This window comes from Bordetella genomosp. 12 (genome assembly GCF_002261355.1).
GTDB lineage: Bacteria > Pseudomonadota > Gammaproteobacteria > Burkholderiales > Burkholderiaceae_B > Bordetella.
In genome coordinates this window covers 1,416,709-1,431,848 of sequence record NZ_NEVU01000003.1, presented here as the reverse complement: position 1 = coordinate 1,431,848, position 15,140 = coordinate 1,416,709, and the positions used below count along the sequence as shown (strand labels likewise).

General features: G+C 65.5%; 14 protein-coding genes. 8 read left to right on the top strand and 6 right to left on the bottom strand.

Going from position 1 to position 15,140, the window contains the following annotated elements; genetic code table 11:
• The first annotated feature begins 57 nt into the window (after nt 1–57).
• The 7 genes from CAL22_RS18660 to CAL22_RS18630 all read left to right on the top strand — a co-directional run bounded on the left by CAL22_RS18660 (nt 58) and on the right by CAL22_RS18630 (nt 6,297).
• Entirely contained in the window at nt 58–1,059 is a 1,002-nt protein-coding gene (locus CAL22_RS18660; RefSeq protein WP_094816795.1) for a Bug family tripartite tricarboxylate transporter substrate binding protein, read from the top strand.
• An 81-nt stretch (nt 1,060–1,140) separates the two neighbouring features.
• Nucleotides 1,141–1,965, top strand: coding sequence for an acetoacetate decarboxylase family protein (locus tag CAL22_RS18655; protein ID WP_094815722.1), 825 nt, complete (start codon nt 1,141–1,143; stop codon nt 1,963–1,965).
• A gap of 97 nt (nt 1,966–2,062) precedes the next feature.
• On the top strand, nt 2,063–2,965 hold the full coding sequence (locus CAL22_RS18650; RefSeq protein ID WP_094815721.1) for a LysR family transcriptional regulator: 903 nt from the start codon (nt 2,063–2,065) through the stop codon (nt 2,963–2,965).
• A gap of 3 nt (nt 2,966–2,968) precedes the next feature.
• Complete coding sequence (locus tag CAL22_RS18645) at nt 2,969–3,898, top strand: LysR family transcriptional regulator (RefSeq protein WP_094815720.1); 930 nt, start codon at nt 2,969–2,971, stop codon at nt 3,896–3,898.
• 192 nt (nt 3,899–4,090) lie between these two features.
• Complete coding sequence (locus tag CAL22_RS18640) at nt 4,091–4,489, top strand: (R)-mandelonitrile lyase (RefSeq protein ID WP_094815719.1); 399 nt, start codon at nt 4,091–4,093, stop codon at nt 4,487–4,489.
• A gap of 40 nt (nt 4,490–4,529) precedes the next feature.
• Nucleotides 4,530–5,519, top strand: coding sequence for an aldo/keto reductase (locus CAL22_RS18635; RefSeq protein WP_094815718.1), 990 nt, complete (start codon nt 4,530–4,532; stop codon nt 5,517–5,519).
• 37 nt (nt 5,520–5,556) lie between these two features.
• Nucleotides 5,557–6,297 carry an SDR family oxidoreductase gene (locus CAL22_RS18630; protein WP_094815717.1) on the top strand — a complete coding sequence of 247 codons (741 nt, stop codon included), beginning with the start codon at nt 5,557–5,559 and terminating at the stop codon, nt 6,295–6,297.
• 51 nt (nt 6,298–6,348) lie between these two features.
• Here CAL22_RS18630 and CAL22_RS18625 read toward each other — a convergent pair whose 3' ends face one another.
• The 5 genes from CAL22_RS18625 to CAL22_RS18605 form a co-directional block, all read right to left on the bottom strand.
• Complete coding sequence (locus tag CAL22_RS18625) at nt 6,349–7,164, bottom strand: phosphosulfolactate synthase (RefSeq protein ID WP_094815716.1); 816 nt, start codon at nt 7,162–7,164, stop codon at nt 6,349–6,351.
• A 9-nt stretch (nt 7,165–7,173) separates the two neighbouring features.
• Nucleotides 7,174–8,160 (bottom strand): Bug family tripartite tricarboxylate transporter substrate binding protein, encoded by a 987-nt coding sequence (locus CAL22_RS18620; protein WP_094815715.1) that lies wholly within the window; start codon nt 8,158–8,160, stop codon nt 7,174–7,176.
• A gap of 34 nt (nt 8,161–8,194) precedes the next feature.
• On the bottom strand, nt 8,195–9,427 hold the full coding sequence (locus CAL22_RS18615; RefSeq protein ID WP_094815714.1) for an aromatic amino acid transaminase: 1,233 nt from the start codon (nt 9,425–9,427) through the stop codon (nt 8,195–8,197).
• Nucleotides 9,424–10,752 carry an arylsulfatase gene (locus CAL22_RS18610; protein ID WP_094815713.1) on the bottom strand — a complete coding sequence of 443 codons (1,329 nt, stop codon included), beginning with the start codon at nt 10,750–10,752 and terminating at the stop codon, nt 9,424–9,426. The genes CAL22_RS18615 and CAL22_RS18610 overlap by 4 nt, the downstream gene beginning before the upstream one ends.
• Nucleotides 10,753–10,859: 107 nt before the next feature.
• On the bottom strand, nt 10,860–11,762 hold the full coding sequence (locus CAL22_RS18605; protein WP_094815712.1) for a LysR family transcriptional regulator: 903 nt from the start codon (nt 11,760–11,762) through the stop codon (nt 10,860–10,862).
• 499 nt (nt 11,763–12,261) lie between these two features.
• Here CAL22_RS18605 and CAL22_RS18600 point away from each other — a divergent pair, with 499 nt between their 5' ends.
• Nucleotides 12,262–12,774: a DUF1269 domain-containing protein gene (locus tag CAL22_RS18600; RefSeq protein WP_094815711.1), complete on the top strand. Its 513-nt coding sequence runs from the start codon at nt 12,262–12,264 to the stop codon at nt 12,772–12,774.
• A 79-nt stretch (nt 12,775–12,853) separates the two neighbouring features.
• Here the strand turns inward: CAL22_RS18600 and CAL22_RS18595 are convergent, their stop codons facing one another.
• Nucleotides 12,854–14,983, bottom strand: coding sequence for an esterase/lipase family protein (locus CAL22_RS18595; RefSeq protein ID WP_143276998.1), 2,130 nt, complete (start codon nt 14,981–14,983; stop codon nt 12,854–12,856).
• Nucleotides 14,984–15,140 lie beyond the last annotated feature (157 nt).

Here is a 15,140-nt window from a genome sequence, read left to right as displayed (position 1 = left end):
CGACGGATCGCGCCTGGAACCCACAAAGACAGCCGGCTGAGAGCTGGCGGTATGTTCATGGAGACTGCATTGCACAAGTACTTCGCCACCCGGCGTTCTTTCGTCGTCGCGGCCGCACTGGCCACCCTGACCCTCAGCCCGCTGGCCGCCCAGGCCAAGGATGCCTATCCGGATCATCCCATCCGCTTGGTGGTGCCGTTTCCGCCGGGAGGCACGACGGACACGCTCGGCCGTCTGCTGGCGCCACGCCTGGCCGAACGCCTCGGGCAGTCGGTCATCGTGGAGAACCGCGCTGGGGCGGCTACGCAGATCGGGGCGATGGAGGTGGCGCGCTCACCGGCCGACGGATACACGCTGCTGCTGACGGGACCGTCTACCTTCACCGCGAACCCGGCGGTCAATACGCAGACGCCTTATGACCCGCTCAAGAGTTTCGACTATCTGGGCTTGACGGGCACCATGCCGGTGATTCTGCTGGCGCATCCCAAGACGCCGTATCACGACGTCAAGGCCTTGGTGCAGCAGGCCAAGCAGGAGCCCAGCCGGATGTTCTATGGCTCTTTCGGGCCGGGATCCATCATGCATTTCGCGGGCGAGACGCTCAACTCGGTGGCCGACATCAAGATGACGTCGGTGGCCTACAAGGGCAGCTCACCGGCGATGACGGACCTGATCGGCGGGCAGATACCGATGACCTTCGACACGGTGGTGGTGGCCGCGCCCTACGTCAAGTCGGATAAGGTGCGTGCGCTGGCGGTGACCACGGCCAAGCGCTCGACGCTGCTGCCCGATGTGCCCACCATGACCGAGGCTGGCTATCCCATGGATATCAGCAGTTGGCTGGGCATTGCCGCGCCGGCAGGCTTGCCGGCGGACGTCCGGGCCAAGCTGGAGCGCGCGATCGCCGACACCATGCAGGAGCCGGCCACGCGTCAGGCCATGCTGAATATCGGCATCGAGCCCGCGCCGACGGGCGGGGCCGCCTTCGAACAGAAGGTCCGTGACGAGTACGCGGATTTCCGCAAGCTCGCGCTCGAGAAAGGCATCAAACCCGAGTGACCCCGTGCCGGCGCCGCTAGCGCCGCCAGCTACCCCTAGCTTACGCCTCTTCCCTTTCTGCATAACCGAACCCGTCGCCTGATGTCATTTGTTTTCGACGCGCAACAGCTCTATCGCATGCCGGCCCATTTCGGACCCACCCCGGGTCCGCGGCAAGGACCGGACGGCCAGCCCTTCGATTGGTCGCATCAGCCCGACCGCACGCTGTGGGCGATGGATTTCGATGCCGATGCCGCCCGCATCGCCGCCTGGCTGCCGCCCGGCTTCGAACTGGACGGCGAGCCCGTGGTTCGCATCGAGTTGCAGCAATGGCGCAATCTGGCCTGGCTGGCCGGCCGGGGCTACAACACGTTCGGCGTGAAAGTGCCGGTGCGTTATCGCGGCAAGGAGGACGCCGCGCGCGGGCACTTCCTGACGGTGCTGTGGGAGAACATGCCGGATGCCATCATCAGCGGGCGTGAGGAGCTGGGCTACAACAAGATCTACGCCGCGATTGCCGATCCCGCCCGCCAGGATGAGGGGCCGTGGACCGCGTCGTTGGATTGGCTCGGGCATCGCTTCGTGGAGTATGACTTCGAGACGCTGAGCGATGCGGCCCTGGACGCCGGCCCGGCCGCGCCCGGTGACGGGATTCTGAATTTCAAGTACATCGCCGGCACCGGCCCGGCCGCCGAGCCGGACGCCTGCTACTGCACCTTGACCCCCAAGGGCGGGCAACTGACGGTGACGCGGGTACAGACTGCGCGGGCGCATCTGCGCTTTCTGCCCACCCGCTGGGAAGACATGCCGACGCAATATCACATCGTCGAGCAGTTGCGCGCGCTGGCGCTGGGCCAGGCACGCCAGGCCTGGCGGGTCGAAAGCACGGGCGCCCGCGATCTGGCCGATACCCGGCGTCTGACGTAAACGGCGCAGCGCCGGCGTTGCGCGGCCGCCGCGCGCGCGTGGCAAGCCTGATGGGCGGCTGGTAAGATCGGCTCAGATTATTGAGCCGGGTTCATCCATGCCGGGTGCGAGTTACCACGACCTGTTGGCGTTTATGGCGGTGGCGCGCGCGAAGAGTTTTACGCGTGCCGCGGCGCAGCTTGGCGTGTCGCAGTCGGCGCTCAGCCACACCATCCGGGCGCTGGAGACGGCGCTGGGCCTGAGGTTGCTCACGCGTACGACACGCAGTGTGGCGCCGACCGAGGCCGGCGAGCGCCTGCTGCAGAACGTGGCGCCGCGATTCGAGGCGATCGAGGCCGCCTTGCTTGCCACGGGCGCTGCCAGCGGCAAGCCGGCCGGCACGGTGCGGATCACCGCCACCGAACATGCCGCGCGCACGGTGCTCTGGCCCAGGCTGGCCCGCTTGCTGCCCCGTTATCCGGACATCAAGGTCGAGGTGATCGTCGAGGCCCGGCTGGTGGATATCGTCGCCGAACGCTATGACATGGGGGTGCGCTCGGGCGACATGGTGACGGGCGACACGGTGGCGGTGCGGATCGGCGCCGACTTGCCCGTGGCCATTGTGGCCGCGCCCGACTATCTGGCCCGGCACCCCGCGCCCAGATCGCCTCGCGACCTGACCCGCCACACCTGCATCAATCTGCATTTGATGAGCCAGGGCGGCCGCTATGCCTGGGAGCTGGCCAAGGGCAAGCGGCGCGTCAATGCGCACGTCGATGGGCAATTGGTCTTCAGCGAACCCTCGCAGATCGTCGATGCGGCCTTGGCCGGTTTCGGGCTGGGTTATGTGCTGGAGGACATGGTGCGCCCCTATCTGGCCCGGGGCCGTCTGGTCAGGGTGCTGGCCGATTGGTCGCCGGTGTTTCCCGGCTACCACCTTTACTACCCAAGCCGGGGTGCGCCGTCGCCGGCCATGGCCGTGCTGATCGACGCGCTGCGCGTCCCGGATGGCGCGCCGTAGACGATGCCCCGTCACCCCGATCCGTTCAGCGATGTGCTCGCCTGGCTGCATGTGGTGCGCGAGGGCAGTTTCACGCGCGCGGCGGCTCGGCTGGACGTGACGGCATCGGCGGTGAGCCACGCCGTCAAAGGCCTGGAAGCGCGTTTGGGCGTACGTTTGCTGGTGCGCACGACGCGCAGGCTGGCCCTGACCGAGGCCGGCCAGCAACTCTACGCGGCGGTCGCGCCCCGCTTTGATGAGATCGACGCCGAGGTCGACGCTGTCAGGGACCTGGGGGCAAGGCCTGCCGGCACGATCCGGATCACCGCGGCGGAACACGCCGCCAATTGCGTGCTGTGGCCCAAGCTGGCGGCCGTGCTGCGGGACTATCCCGGCATCCGCGTCGAGATCAGCGTCGATTATGCGCTGTCGGATATTGTGTCAGAGCGCTTCGACGCCGGTGTGCGGCTGGGCGACCAGGTGGCCAAGGACATGATCGCCGTGCGCATCAGCCCCGATCTGCGTATGGCCGTGGTGGGCTCGCCGGATTACTTCGCCAGGTATCGCAAGCCGGCTTCGCCGCATGATCTGGCCGCGCACCAGGGCGTGAATCTGCGCTTGCCCACCCATGGCGGCATCCTGCCCTGGGACTTCGCAAAGCAGGGCAAGGCGGTCAAGGTCCGCGTCGAGGGGCAGTGGGTGTTCAACAGCAGTACACCCATCGTGAGAGCGGCGCGCGCCGGGTACGGGCTGGCCTTCGTGCCCGAGGACATGGTGCAGGAAGACCTCGCCGCGGGAACGCTGGTGCGTGTGCTGGAAGCATGGTGCCAACCCTATCCAGGCTATTACCTCTATTACCCCAGCCGTCTCCATCCTTCTGGCGCGCTGGCGGTGGTGGTCGAGGCATTGCGGCATCGGGATACGCCTGAACGGCCGGGCCCGGCGCGTCGCTGACGCGCCACGCGCATGACGCGGGCCGGGCGGCCGGCCACGCGATTCATGAATCCAGCTCAAGAGTGCATGCGGCCCCGGGGTCTGTATCCGCGTGGCGCTTCTGCCTACCATGACGTTCAGCGAAGAGGCGATCGGGCCGGGCCCGCATCGGGCATAGGGATCCGCGCTTGCGCGTCATGAATGGGAGCCAACATGAAAATCAGCCTGGCAGGTTCTGCCCCGTCGGCCAGAGGGCCGGCGGAATACTTCACCGGTACGGTGCGCATCGATTGCCCCTTTTGCGGCAGCGGCAACCTGAGCGGCGCCACCGTGACTTTCGAGCCGGGCGCGCGCACTGCCTGGCATACCCATCCCCTGGGGCAGACGCTGCTCGTGACGGCCGGGTTGGGCTATGTCGGCCGCTGGGAGGGGCCTGTCGAGATTATCCGGCCTGGCGACACGGTATGGATCGAGCCCGGCGAGAAACATTGGCACGGCGCATCGCGCGATTGCGCGATGAGCCATATCGCGATCGTGGAAATGAAAGACGGCAAGGCGGTGGATTGGATGGAGCACGTCACCGATGCGCAATACGCCGCAGCAGGGCGCTGAACGCGCCTTGCACTCTGGAAAATCGAAGGAGCAAACACTTATGCAAACACGCACACTGGGCAAGCGCAAACTGGAAGTGTCCGCCCTTGGCTATGGCTGCATGGGGCTGGATTTCAGCTATGCGCACAAGCTGAGCAAGGAAGACGGCGTCAGGCTGATCCGCCAGGCGGTGGAGCACGGCGTCACGTTCTTTGATACGGCCGAGGTCTATGGACCCTACACCAACGAAGCGATGGTGGGCGAGGCCTTGCGGCCGCTGCGTGAGCAGGTGGTGATCGCGACCAAGTTCGGGTTCAACATCGTCGACGGCAAGCAGAGCGGGCTGAATAGCCGGCCCGCGCACATCAAGGCCGTGGCCGAGGCGTCGCTCAAGCGCCTGGGCATCGAGCAGATCGATCTGTTCTATCAGCATCGCGTGGATCCCGAGGTGCCTATCGAGGATGTCGCCGGTGCGGTCAAGGACTTGATCGACGCGGGCAAGGTCAAGCATTTCGGGCTGTCGGAACCGGGGGCGAACACGGTGCGCCGCGCGCATGCCGTGCAACCGGTGACGGCGCTGCAGAACGAGTACTCCTTATGGACCCGCGGGGTCGAAACCAACGGCATCCTGGAGGTGTGCGAGGAATTGGGTATCGGGCTGGTGCCCTACAGCCCCCTGGGCAAGGGGTTTCTGACCGGCGCGATGAGCAAGGACACGCCATTGGGCGCAGGAGATTTCCGGCGTCAGCTGCCGCGCTTTACGCCCGAGGCCATGGCAAAGAATCAGGCGTTGGTGGAGCTGTTGCGCCGTATCGGGGCGGACAAGGGCGCCACGCCGGCGCAGATAGCATTGGCCTGGCTGCTGGCGCAGAAGCCGTGGATCGTGCCTATCCCCGGGACGACGCGCTTGTCGCGGCTGGAGGAGAACCTGGGCGCAGCCAATATTGCGATGGACGCGGCCGATCTGGCGGCCATCGCGTCGGCCGCCGCCGCCATTCCGATCGAAGGCGAGCGCTATCCCGAGCAACTCCTGAAGACGACCGGCCTGTAAGGCCGCGCACTGCTTCATTTCAAGGTGAGATACCGATATGCATGAGAACATCAAGGACAAGGTGGTGGTGATCACCGGCGCGTCGAGCGGGTTGGGCGCGGAAACGGCGCGTCATCTCGTTCGGGCCGGCGCGAAGGTCGTGCTCGGCGCGCGCAGGCTGGATCGCCTGCACGCGCTGACGGCCGAGCTGGGTTTGCCGGAAGAGGCGGCACTTCAGGTGGATGTGACGCAGCGCGAGCAGGTCAAGGCATTGGTCGATCATGCGGTCGCACGCCATGGCGGCGTGGACGTGATGATCAACAACGCCGGGGTGATGCCGCTGGCGCCCTTGGAGATGCTGCGCTTCGACGAGTGGGACCAATGCATCGATGTCAACATCAAGGGCGTACTGTGGGGAATCGCCGCGGCATTGCCGCATTTCAAGGCGCAGCAGTGCGGGCAGTTCATCAATGTGTCTTCGGTGGCCGGCCATACCGTCAACGCCGGCGGCGCCATTTACTCGGCGACCAAGTATGCGGTGAGGGTGATTTCCGAGGCCTTGCGCAAGGAGGTCAAGCCTTATCGCATCCGCACGACCGTCCTGTCGCCCGGCGCCGTGGATACCGAATTGCCGGCTTCGGTGGGCGCGCCGGAGGTCAATCAGGCCATCGCGGCGTTCTACCGGGACAACGCGATCGGCGCCGATAGTTTTGCGCGCTGCGTGCTGTTCGCGATGAGTCAGCCGCCGGAGGTCGACATCAACGAGATCCTGTATCGGCCCACAGTGCAGGAGCGTTGAGGCGCGCGGCGGCTGCCCCGCCCGGCGCGAGGCGGCGGGGCGGGGGCGCGATCAGTCTTCCGGGTCGAAGCCGGCCAGGCGGTAGGCGCCTTGCGGATGGGAGGTGTCGCCGGCGAATCCGCGTCTGACCAGTTCGGTCAGGTACATCTCGTCCCACTCGATGTTGGCGAGGTTGACTTCGGTACCCAACTCTTTGACAAGCCAGGCGCAGATTTTGTGTTTGTAATCGCGGGTCACGCCCGGGATGACGACGACTGGCAGTTCATAGATGAGTTTCTCCGCCGGGAAACGGCGTGCCAGTTCGGCTATCAGCGCCCCGCGGACCTGGTTGCCGGCAAAGAGTTCGGAGGCTTCGAGAAACACCCAGTCCGAGCCGGCGTCCAGGCAGATCTGCACGTCCTGAATCAAGGTCTGGTCATCCAGCGAACCCTCCTTGCGGCCGACTTCGCCAAACACCTTCAAGCCCTGGTCTTTGGCCCGCTTGATGGCCGCGCTCTTGTCGCTGGCGCTGAGTTTGAGCAGATTGTCGGAGACTTCGATCCCGCTGAAGCCTGCCGCCAGCACGTCGTCGACGAACTTCTCGTAGCGGCCCGTCTTGAGCGCGAGCTCGGCGAACAGGCCGCCTGGCGAGGTGGATATGCCGTGCTGGGCGTACTGCGCCAGCTTGGCCCGCAGCAGGTCCGCCGGCATGAAGCGGGCGATGCCGGCGGCGATTTTGGCGAAGTCGATGTACTCGCCGGCGGATTCGACGGTGTCGGTCTGGCGGGCCAGGCCCATGCCCCAATCGATCATCATGGCCAGGCCGCGGGTGCGCGGTTTGGCCTGACGCTCGGGGATGCTGAAGTCTTGGAATGCGGTGGTGATCATGGCGGTTAATCAGTCGATGTTGAGATGCGCGGTGTCGACGAGCTGCTTCCAGCGCTGCAAGTCCTGGGTCACGAATTCAGCGGTCTGCGCGGGCGTGGCCGCTTCGGGATCGATGCCGACCCGGGCGAAGCCGGCCGCGATCTCCGGCTCTTTCAGAATGGCGCCGATGGCAGCGTTGAGCTTGTCGATGCGGTCGGTTGGCGTGCCGGCCGGACTGGCCACGACAAACCATTGCGTTGCCTCGAAACCGGGCAGGGTTTCGGCCAGCGCAGGCACATCAGGCAGGTTCTTGGAGCGGGTGGCGGTGGTGACGGCATAGGGCTTGAGCTTGCCGGCCTGGATATGCGGCAGCACCGAAGTGATACCGAGCACGCCGAGATTGACCTGGCCGCCGATCACGTCCGTGACGGCCTGAGTGCCGCCTTTATAGGGGATGTGGTTGATGCGGGTGCCGGCCATCTGGTTGAAGAGTTCGCCCGCCAGGTGTTGGGCGGTGCCGTTGCCGGAAGAGACGTAATTGAAGTGTTGCGGCTTGGCCTTGAGCGCGGTGATCAGCTCGGGCACGGTGTCGGGCAGCGGTTCTGCCTTGGTGCCGAACAGTACGGCAGGGCCTTTGCCCATCATGGCCACGGCGGCCAGCTCCCTGCCGATGAGGGGCGCGGGTGTGGCGGTGAGCACCGGGCCGGGAACGGTCACCAGGGTGTAGCCATCGGCCGGGGCTTTCGCGGCGTAGTTCAGGGCGATGACGCCAGCGGCGCCTTGGCGGTTTTCCACCACGACGGGCTGGCCCAGCATCTGTTCGAGACGGTGCGCGATCAGGCGTGTGGCGGTATCGGCGCTGCCGCCCGGCGGCCAGCCGACAACCCAGGCGATGGACTTATTCGGATAGGTGCCGGCGGCGGATTGCGCTACCGCGTGCGTGGCGGCACCCGTCAGGCAGGCCAGCAGAACACAGGCGGCCGTGCGGCGGGAGAGACGGCAGGTGAGCGGGTTCATGGACATCCTCATGCAGTGAAGGTTCAAGGCCAGGCTATGCCGCCTGCGGGGCGGGTTGGGGTTGGGCGACGGTGGCGGCGATGGCGCGGGCCACATGAGGCAGGTTGGCGGGGGTCAGCCCGGCCATGCACATGCGACCGGAGCGCAGCAGGTAGATGGCGCTGTCCTGGCGCAGCCTGTCCACGTGCTCAGGGCTCAGCCCGGTGTAGCTGAACAGGCCTTGCTGCCGGGTGAGATAACCGTAGTCTGCGGCGGGCAGCAGGGCTTGCAGCGCGGCCCGCAGCCTGACGCGCATGTCGGCGATACGCTCGCGCATGGCCGAGAGTTCGGCCAGCCAGCTCGCTCTGAGCGCCTCGTCGGCCAGAACGGTGGCGATGAGTGCGGCGCCCTGGGTCGGCGGGTTGGAGTAGTTGCGGCGCACGGCCGCCTGCAATTGCCCCTGCACGCGGACGGCTTCGTCGGCCGAGCCGCAGACGACATGCAGGGCGCCGCAGCGCTCGCCGTACAGCGACAGATTCTTGGAGAAACTGCAAGCCAGCAGGAAGCTGGCGCCCGCCTGGGCCAGCATGCGCGGCACCCTGGCATCTTCGTCCATGCCCCGCCCGAAGCCTTGGTAGGCCATGTCCACGAAGGCGATGAGTCCGCGATCGGCGATGACCTGGCAGATCGCTTCCCACTCGGCTGGGCTCGGATCGACCCCGGTGGGGTTGTGGCAGCAGGCGTGCAGCACGACGATGCTGCGCGCGGGCAGGGCCGACAGGGTGTGCAGCATCCGGTCCAGGGCGATGCCGCCGGTAGCGGGGTCGTAATAAGGGTAAGGCTGGACCTCGATGCCGCAGCCGCCCAGCAAGCCGTAATGGTTCTCCCAGGTCGGGTCGCTGACCCAGGCGCCGCTCGCAGGGTGGCTGGCCTTGAGAAAGTCCGCACCGATGCGCAGCGCGCCCGAACCGCCCAGCGTCTGGATGGTCGCGACGCGGCCTTGCCGCAGCACAGCGGCGTCGGCGCCAAAGGCCAGTTCCTGCGCCAGGTGGCGATAGTCGGGCGCGCCGCTCATGGGCAGATAGGGTTTGGCTCCGCCGCGTTGGAAGACGCGGCATTCCGCTTCGCGGACCGCCGCCAACTGGGGCAGGATGCCGTGCTCGTCGAGATAGACACCGATGCCAAGATTGACCTTGTCAGGCCGGGGATCTCGCCCGAAGTCTTCGTTCAAGGACAGAATGGGATCGCCCGCGAAGGGCGGCACATGGGCGAAGGGCGAGGCGCTCATAGGGGGTCCTTGGCGCCTGGCCGGGTGTTGGGGAAGGCCTCGACGCTTTCGTTGAAGGCCTTGACCATGCGCAGCATGGGGCCGAGCACCCAGGTATTGAAGACCAGCACATCGGTCTCCTCCTTGGGGTCGCGCGTCAGGTTGAACAGATAGGGCGATTCCAGTTTGCCCTTGCCCTCGTTGACCTCGGGCTCCCAGTAAAAATGCAGCTTCCAGTCGCGCCATTTGAGCGCGCGCATTTCCTGCTTGATATAGAAGATGAAACCTTCTCGCGCCGATTTCTCGGCGTTGCCGAACAGAAACGCGCTCTGGTCGACGCCGTCGATGGGGCGGTCCTCGGGCACCGGAGCGCCGCCCAGTTTGGCCAGGGTGGCGAAGATGTCGGTGACGTGGAGGATCTCATTGCTGATGCGGCCCGGTGCGATATTGCCGGGCCAGCGTGCAATGAAGGGCACCCGCAGGCTGCCTTCCATGGCGGTATGGTAGGTGCCGCGCCACGGCCCGGCGGTGCCGCGGAACGGAGCGCGGAACTCGGGGCCGTTGTCGCTGCAGAAGATGAACACGGTGTTCTCGGCGATGCCCAGGCGCGCGACCTCATCGACGATCTGCCCGACCCGGTGATCCATCTCGGCCATGGAGTCCGCGAAATCGCCGTTGCCGGTGCTGCCCGCGAAATCCGGGTGCGGCAGGGTGGGAAAGTGCAGGTGCACCAAGGGCAGATACAGAAAGAAGGGCTTGCCTGCCTGGGTGTGGCGTTCGATGAAGGCGCGGCTCTTGTCGACCAGGTCGGCGTCGATGCCGCGCCGCGACTCCAGGTCGTACAGCTTGACCTTGCGCGAGGGCTCTCCCGCCTTGCCCTCCATGATGTAAGGCAGCTCCGCCACCAGCGGGTCATAGCCCACGCTGGAAGTGAATTGGCTTTCGTCGGTGGTTCGGGGGATGCCATACCATTCGTCGAAGCCGCGGTCACTGGGATAGCGGCCCTCGATGTCGCCCAAATGCCATTTGCCGAAGTGCGCCGTGGCATAGCCCTGCGCCGACAGCAACTGCGGCAGGGTGACTTCCCAGCGGGTCAGACCTTGCGGCAGACCCGGAGGCACCGACTGCAGGCTGCCCGTACGGATGGGGTGGCGGCCGGTCATCAAGGCCGACCGCGTGGGCACACAGTCGCTCTCGACGTTGAAGTTCTGCAGCAGCAGACCCTCGCGGGCCAGTTGGTCGATGCGGGGAGTGGGGGCCCCGCGCAGGGCCCCGCCGCCGTAGCAGCCGAGTTCGCCCCAGCCTAGATTGTCGGCAACGATAAGGACGATGTTGGGTTGAGTCATGGCGCAAAGCTTGTGGAGTTCCGGAACCCGCAGCGTCGCGCCAGAAGCCGCCGTCAGCCATGCTCAATTGAACTGCAAAACATGCCTGGTGGGCATATATCGGGAAACTACCTGTGCGGTGGCGCCATCGCCGCCAGCAGCACGCCACGGAATTCGACCATCAGGTGTGACCATTCCGCTTCCGGGCGGGTCAGCAGCACCAGCGAGCGCTTGATGTGCAGTTGTGCCAGGGGCAGCGGCACGACGCGGCCCAGCCAGCCGCGCAGCAAAGGGCTGCGCACCAGCGCGAGCAGGTCGGTGGAGGCCAGCAATCCCAGCGACGCTTCGGACATGTAGTCGACTTCAAGCGCCACGCGGGGCACCGGCTCGTTATGGCTTTGAAAAATGCCGTTGAGCAATTGCCGGGCGGCGCTGTGCTGCGAGGCCATGACCCAGGCATAGGGGGCCAGGTCGCACAGTTGCAGGTTGGCTTTCTGCGCCAGGGGATGGTGGACACGGGCCACCAGGCGCGAGTCCTCCTCGGCCAGGGTCAGCTGAGTGCAGCTCCAGTGTTGTCCCGGGTAAGTGGGCGCCACGGCCAGATCCAGCAGGCCGTCTTCGACGGCGGCATTGAGCTCGTCGGATTTGCCGATGCGCAGTTGCAGCCGCACGCCCGGCCGGCGGCGGACCAGCTCGGACATACTGTGGACCACGACGCTTTCGCCGGGGCTGGTGATGCCTATACGCAGCAGGCCCGAATGCCGGGCGCGCAGTTCCGTGGCCGTGCGCACCAGTTCATGGTGCTGCGCCTCATAGCGGCGCGCCGTTTCGTGGAACAACTGGCCTTCGTTGGTGAGTTTGGCGCCATGCACACCGCGTTCGAGCAGGGTCACGCCGGCCTCGTCTTCGAGGCGTCGTAAGGCCTTGGACACCGAGGGCTGCGTGACGCCGATATTGTCGGCCGCGCGGCTGACACTGCCGGCGCGCACCACTTCAAGAAAGGCGGCGATATCGTTGCGTGAGAAGTTCATTCCTGTCCGGCATGTATTGGCGCACGGACAAGCATACTGCGGCGCGCCCGCAGCAGGGGTGGTGAGGTGGCGGGAGGGCGGCGGAATTACCACCCGATTTATTCGAATAAATACGGCTATTACGTTGCGCAGTGTCTTGATATTTTTATCTGATTAAGAATGGTTTTGTTTCAACTTGCCGAAAGATTATTTGATTGCCGCAATTGACACTGCGCGCGCTGATCGACTTAAATTCTCATTCCCATTGCGAGCGTCGGGCCTGGCGCTCGACCTCGCCGGCTGATTGTCAGTACGCAATTTTTGTTTACATCAGTGAGTGCTGCGGTGCGGCATGGCTGGCTGTGGTGCTTGTTGAGAGGCTTTGTTTCCTGTCCGGTTGTTCTCAATAGGGGTACTTGGCATGACAAGAAATGTTGTTGCGATTACGTGGGACGATGAATCGCGCGCCTACAAGGCGTTTACCGATTTGTCCTCATCTTCCCCCGCCACGATCAACCAAATGGCAGTCGTGCAACGCGACGCCTCCGGCCACATCTCCGTGCGCGAAGGCGCCAACAGCATTTTCGGCACGGGCGCAGCCACCGGTTCGGTGATCGGCGCGGTTGTGGGTATTCTTGGCGGCCCGGTCGGGATCCTGCTCGGCTTTTCGGGCGGCGCGCTGTTCGGCTCCTTGGCCGATGCCGACGCCGCCACGGGAGATGATCTGCTGCTGAGCTCCTTGAGCGCGCAAATCCTTCCCGGAACCACCGCTTTGATCGCCGACGTCGAAGAAGTCGATCCGAGCCTGCTCGATGCGTTCGTCAAGAGCTCCGGCGGCCGCGCGCTGCGGGTGCGCTATGACGAGTTGTTCGATGAAGTGGCCAGTTCGGTGGCTGCCGCCGAAGCTGCCGCTGACGCGGCAGAAGACGCGATTCGCGCTGGCAAGAAGGCCGAGCGCAAGGCCGAGCGCGACAAGAAGTGGGATGCCGTCAAGGCCAAGCTGGAGAAGTTTTTCTCCAGCAGCCGGGCCTAAGCCCTTGCAGGCGGGCGATTGACCCGCCCGCTCTGCAAAGCAAAAGCCGGACACTCGTAATGCGAGTGCCCGGTTTTTTTCATGGGCTTAAGCGGGCCGCAACGCCGCGCAGCGGCGTGATCTGGCCGGGGGCGGCCGCTGGGGCCAGGCCGCCGAGCTTGGCGTCGCTGGAGGCTGCCTGGGCAGGGGGCGCGCACACCACGTTGTGACGTTGCGGATGGCGGCGGTAGTCTTCGATATCTTCGTGCAGGATGCGGCGGATCTCGATGATGGCCGCGGCGCTCTGTTGCACGCTATGCCCCGAGACGATGATTTTTTCGGATTCCGCGCCCGCAAGATGCGAGCTGGCGTAGGGCACGAGGCCGTCGTCAGTATTGGCCAGCGAGCCGTCGGGCGAGCGGCGCGCAATGATCGAGTGGTAGCACACATCCGGGTTGATCGGCAGGTCCGATGCGGCGATGACGAAGCTGTCGTGTTCGCTCAGGTTGTCGATGCTGTTGGGCACGGCGGCGACCAGGCGCGAGACGCCGTCGGAGGACTTTCCGGTCTGGGCCTGCAGCTTGCCGTCGAGCCCTTCGAGCAAGGTGATGGGCAGGCGGATAAAACCCGAGACCCAGTGCGCCAGCCCGCCGGCGGCAACGGAAGTGCCGCGATGGGGTGAGGCGATGAAGATGGCGCGTTCGACACCGGGAAAGGGCTTGAAGTCCAGCATGGGCCGCAGGCTCGGGGAGGTCTGGCTCAGCAGTTCCGGGGCGATGCCCTGCTTGTCGCGCGCCCAGTCCAGCAGTTGATCGCCCGAAGAGGAGATGAGCAGCCGGCTGATGAGCCCGCCCATGCTGTGGCCAATGACGACGATGCCCTGGGCGGCGCGGCTGTTGCCGTGGGGGTCCAGCTGGTGCAAGGCGTCGGTCAACAATTCGCGGATAGCGAGATGGTTGACCAGCACCGGCATATTGGTCGGGTAATACATCTGCCACACCTGGTACTCGCTGCGCAGACTGTCGTCGCTGAGGACCTCGTTGGCGACGTTGACCCAGGCCTCGGGGCTGCTGGCCAGCCCGTGGATGAGCAGAATGATGCGCCGCTTGGGATCGAAGGGCTGCATCATGTACAGGTGGGGCTGCGCGATGCCCTGTTCGCGCCCGAACAGGCTGAGCAGCGATTGGCGATTGAAGCCGGAATTGGCCAGCCACACGCCATAGCCCGCCGTGAAGTTGCCGGCCAGCGGCACGAGCTGTCCGTTGACCGGGACTTCGCTTTCGACGAGCGGGTCGTGCACGCTGATGCGCACGTCCTGCGAGCGCAGCACGCTGTCGAGGTCGCCGCCGTTGAAGTGAACCAGGGCGGTGATGTTGGGCGAGGGCATCTCGCTCCACATCGGCGTGCGCGTGGCGGCACGCGGGTTGTTCGGGGGCGGGGGCGTGGCGGCGTCGGTGGACGAGGTCAGCACGACGGGCGTGCTGTCGACCAGCGCGACCAGCTCGGCGCCCAGGCCATCGCGGCGGTAGGTATTGCGCACACCCTTGAACGACAGGGATGAGGCCGGCAGCAGCTCATTGGGCATGCCACGGTCGCCAGGCAGGCGCACTTTGATGTCGAACAGGATGTTCCAATCGCCCACCGCGACCCGCTGCTGTCCGGCGGTGACGACCGTCGCGCTGCGGTTCATCTCGGCAAACAGGGCCAGCAGGGTTTGCTGGACCGCATAGTTGTACCAGTCCCGGACCTGGGTCTGCCGGTCTTCGAAGGCGCGATCCTGCGAGGACTTGTCCGTGAAGAAGAGGTAAGCATAGGCGTAACGGGCCACATCCATCCAGAGATCGATGGCCTGCGCCGGCGTGACCGATGCATGGGCTTCGGTGGTGGGGATGGCCCGCTGCAGGGCCAGTTCCGCCAGGGCGGCGAGGCGGCGCTCGGAGGAGAGCCCGGAGGCCGCTTCCAGGCCCGGGATGCAGGCCGGATCCTGGCTGGATTTGCAGGCCCCGATATCCAGTCCGGTGACCTGAAGCGCCTGCGTGGTGGGGCCGCTCAGCTTGCCGGTGGCCAGCACGTCGCCGCGCTGATGGCGGATATATTCACTGGGCGGGATGGGCTCTATCGCCACCGCGGGCTGAAACTCCTGCAAGAGCGAACAACCGCTGACCAGAAACAGAAAAACGCTGCACAAGACGGCTTTGGGTAAAGCGGCACCAATTATGCGAAATCCCATGGAGCGAGAGGCCTGTGAGTAAAGGGCTAATCATCAACCTTATTTACGCGCAACAGCAGAACACCCTGCCGGTTCTATTATTCGACCGGCGGTGATAGTTTGCCTGAGGCAGGCCCGGGGGGATATAGCTAATGAAGGCCGCGGCCCAAACGCGCGT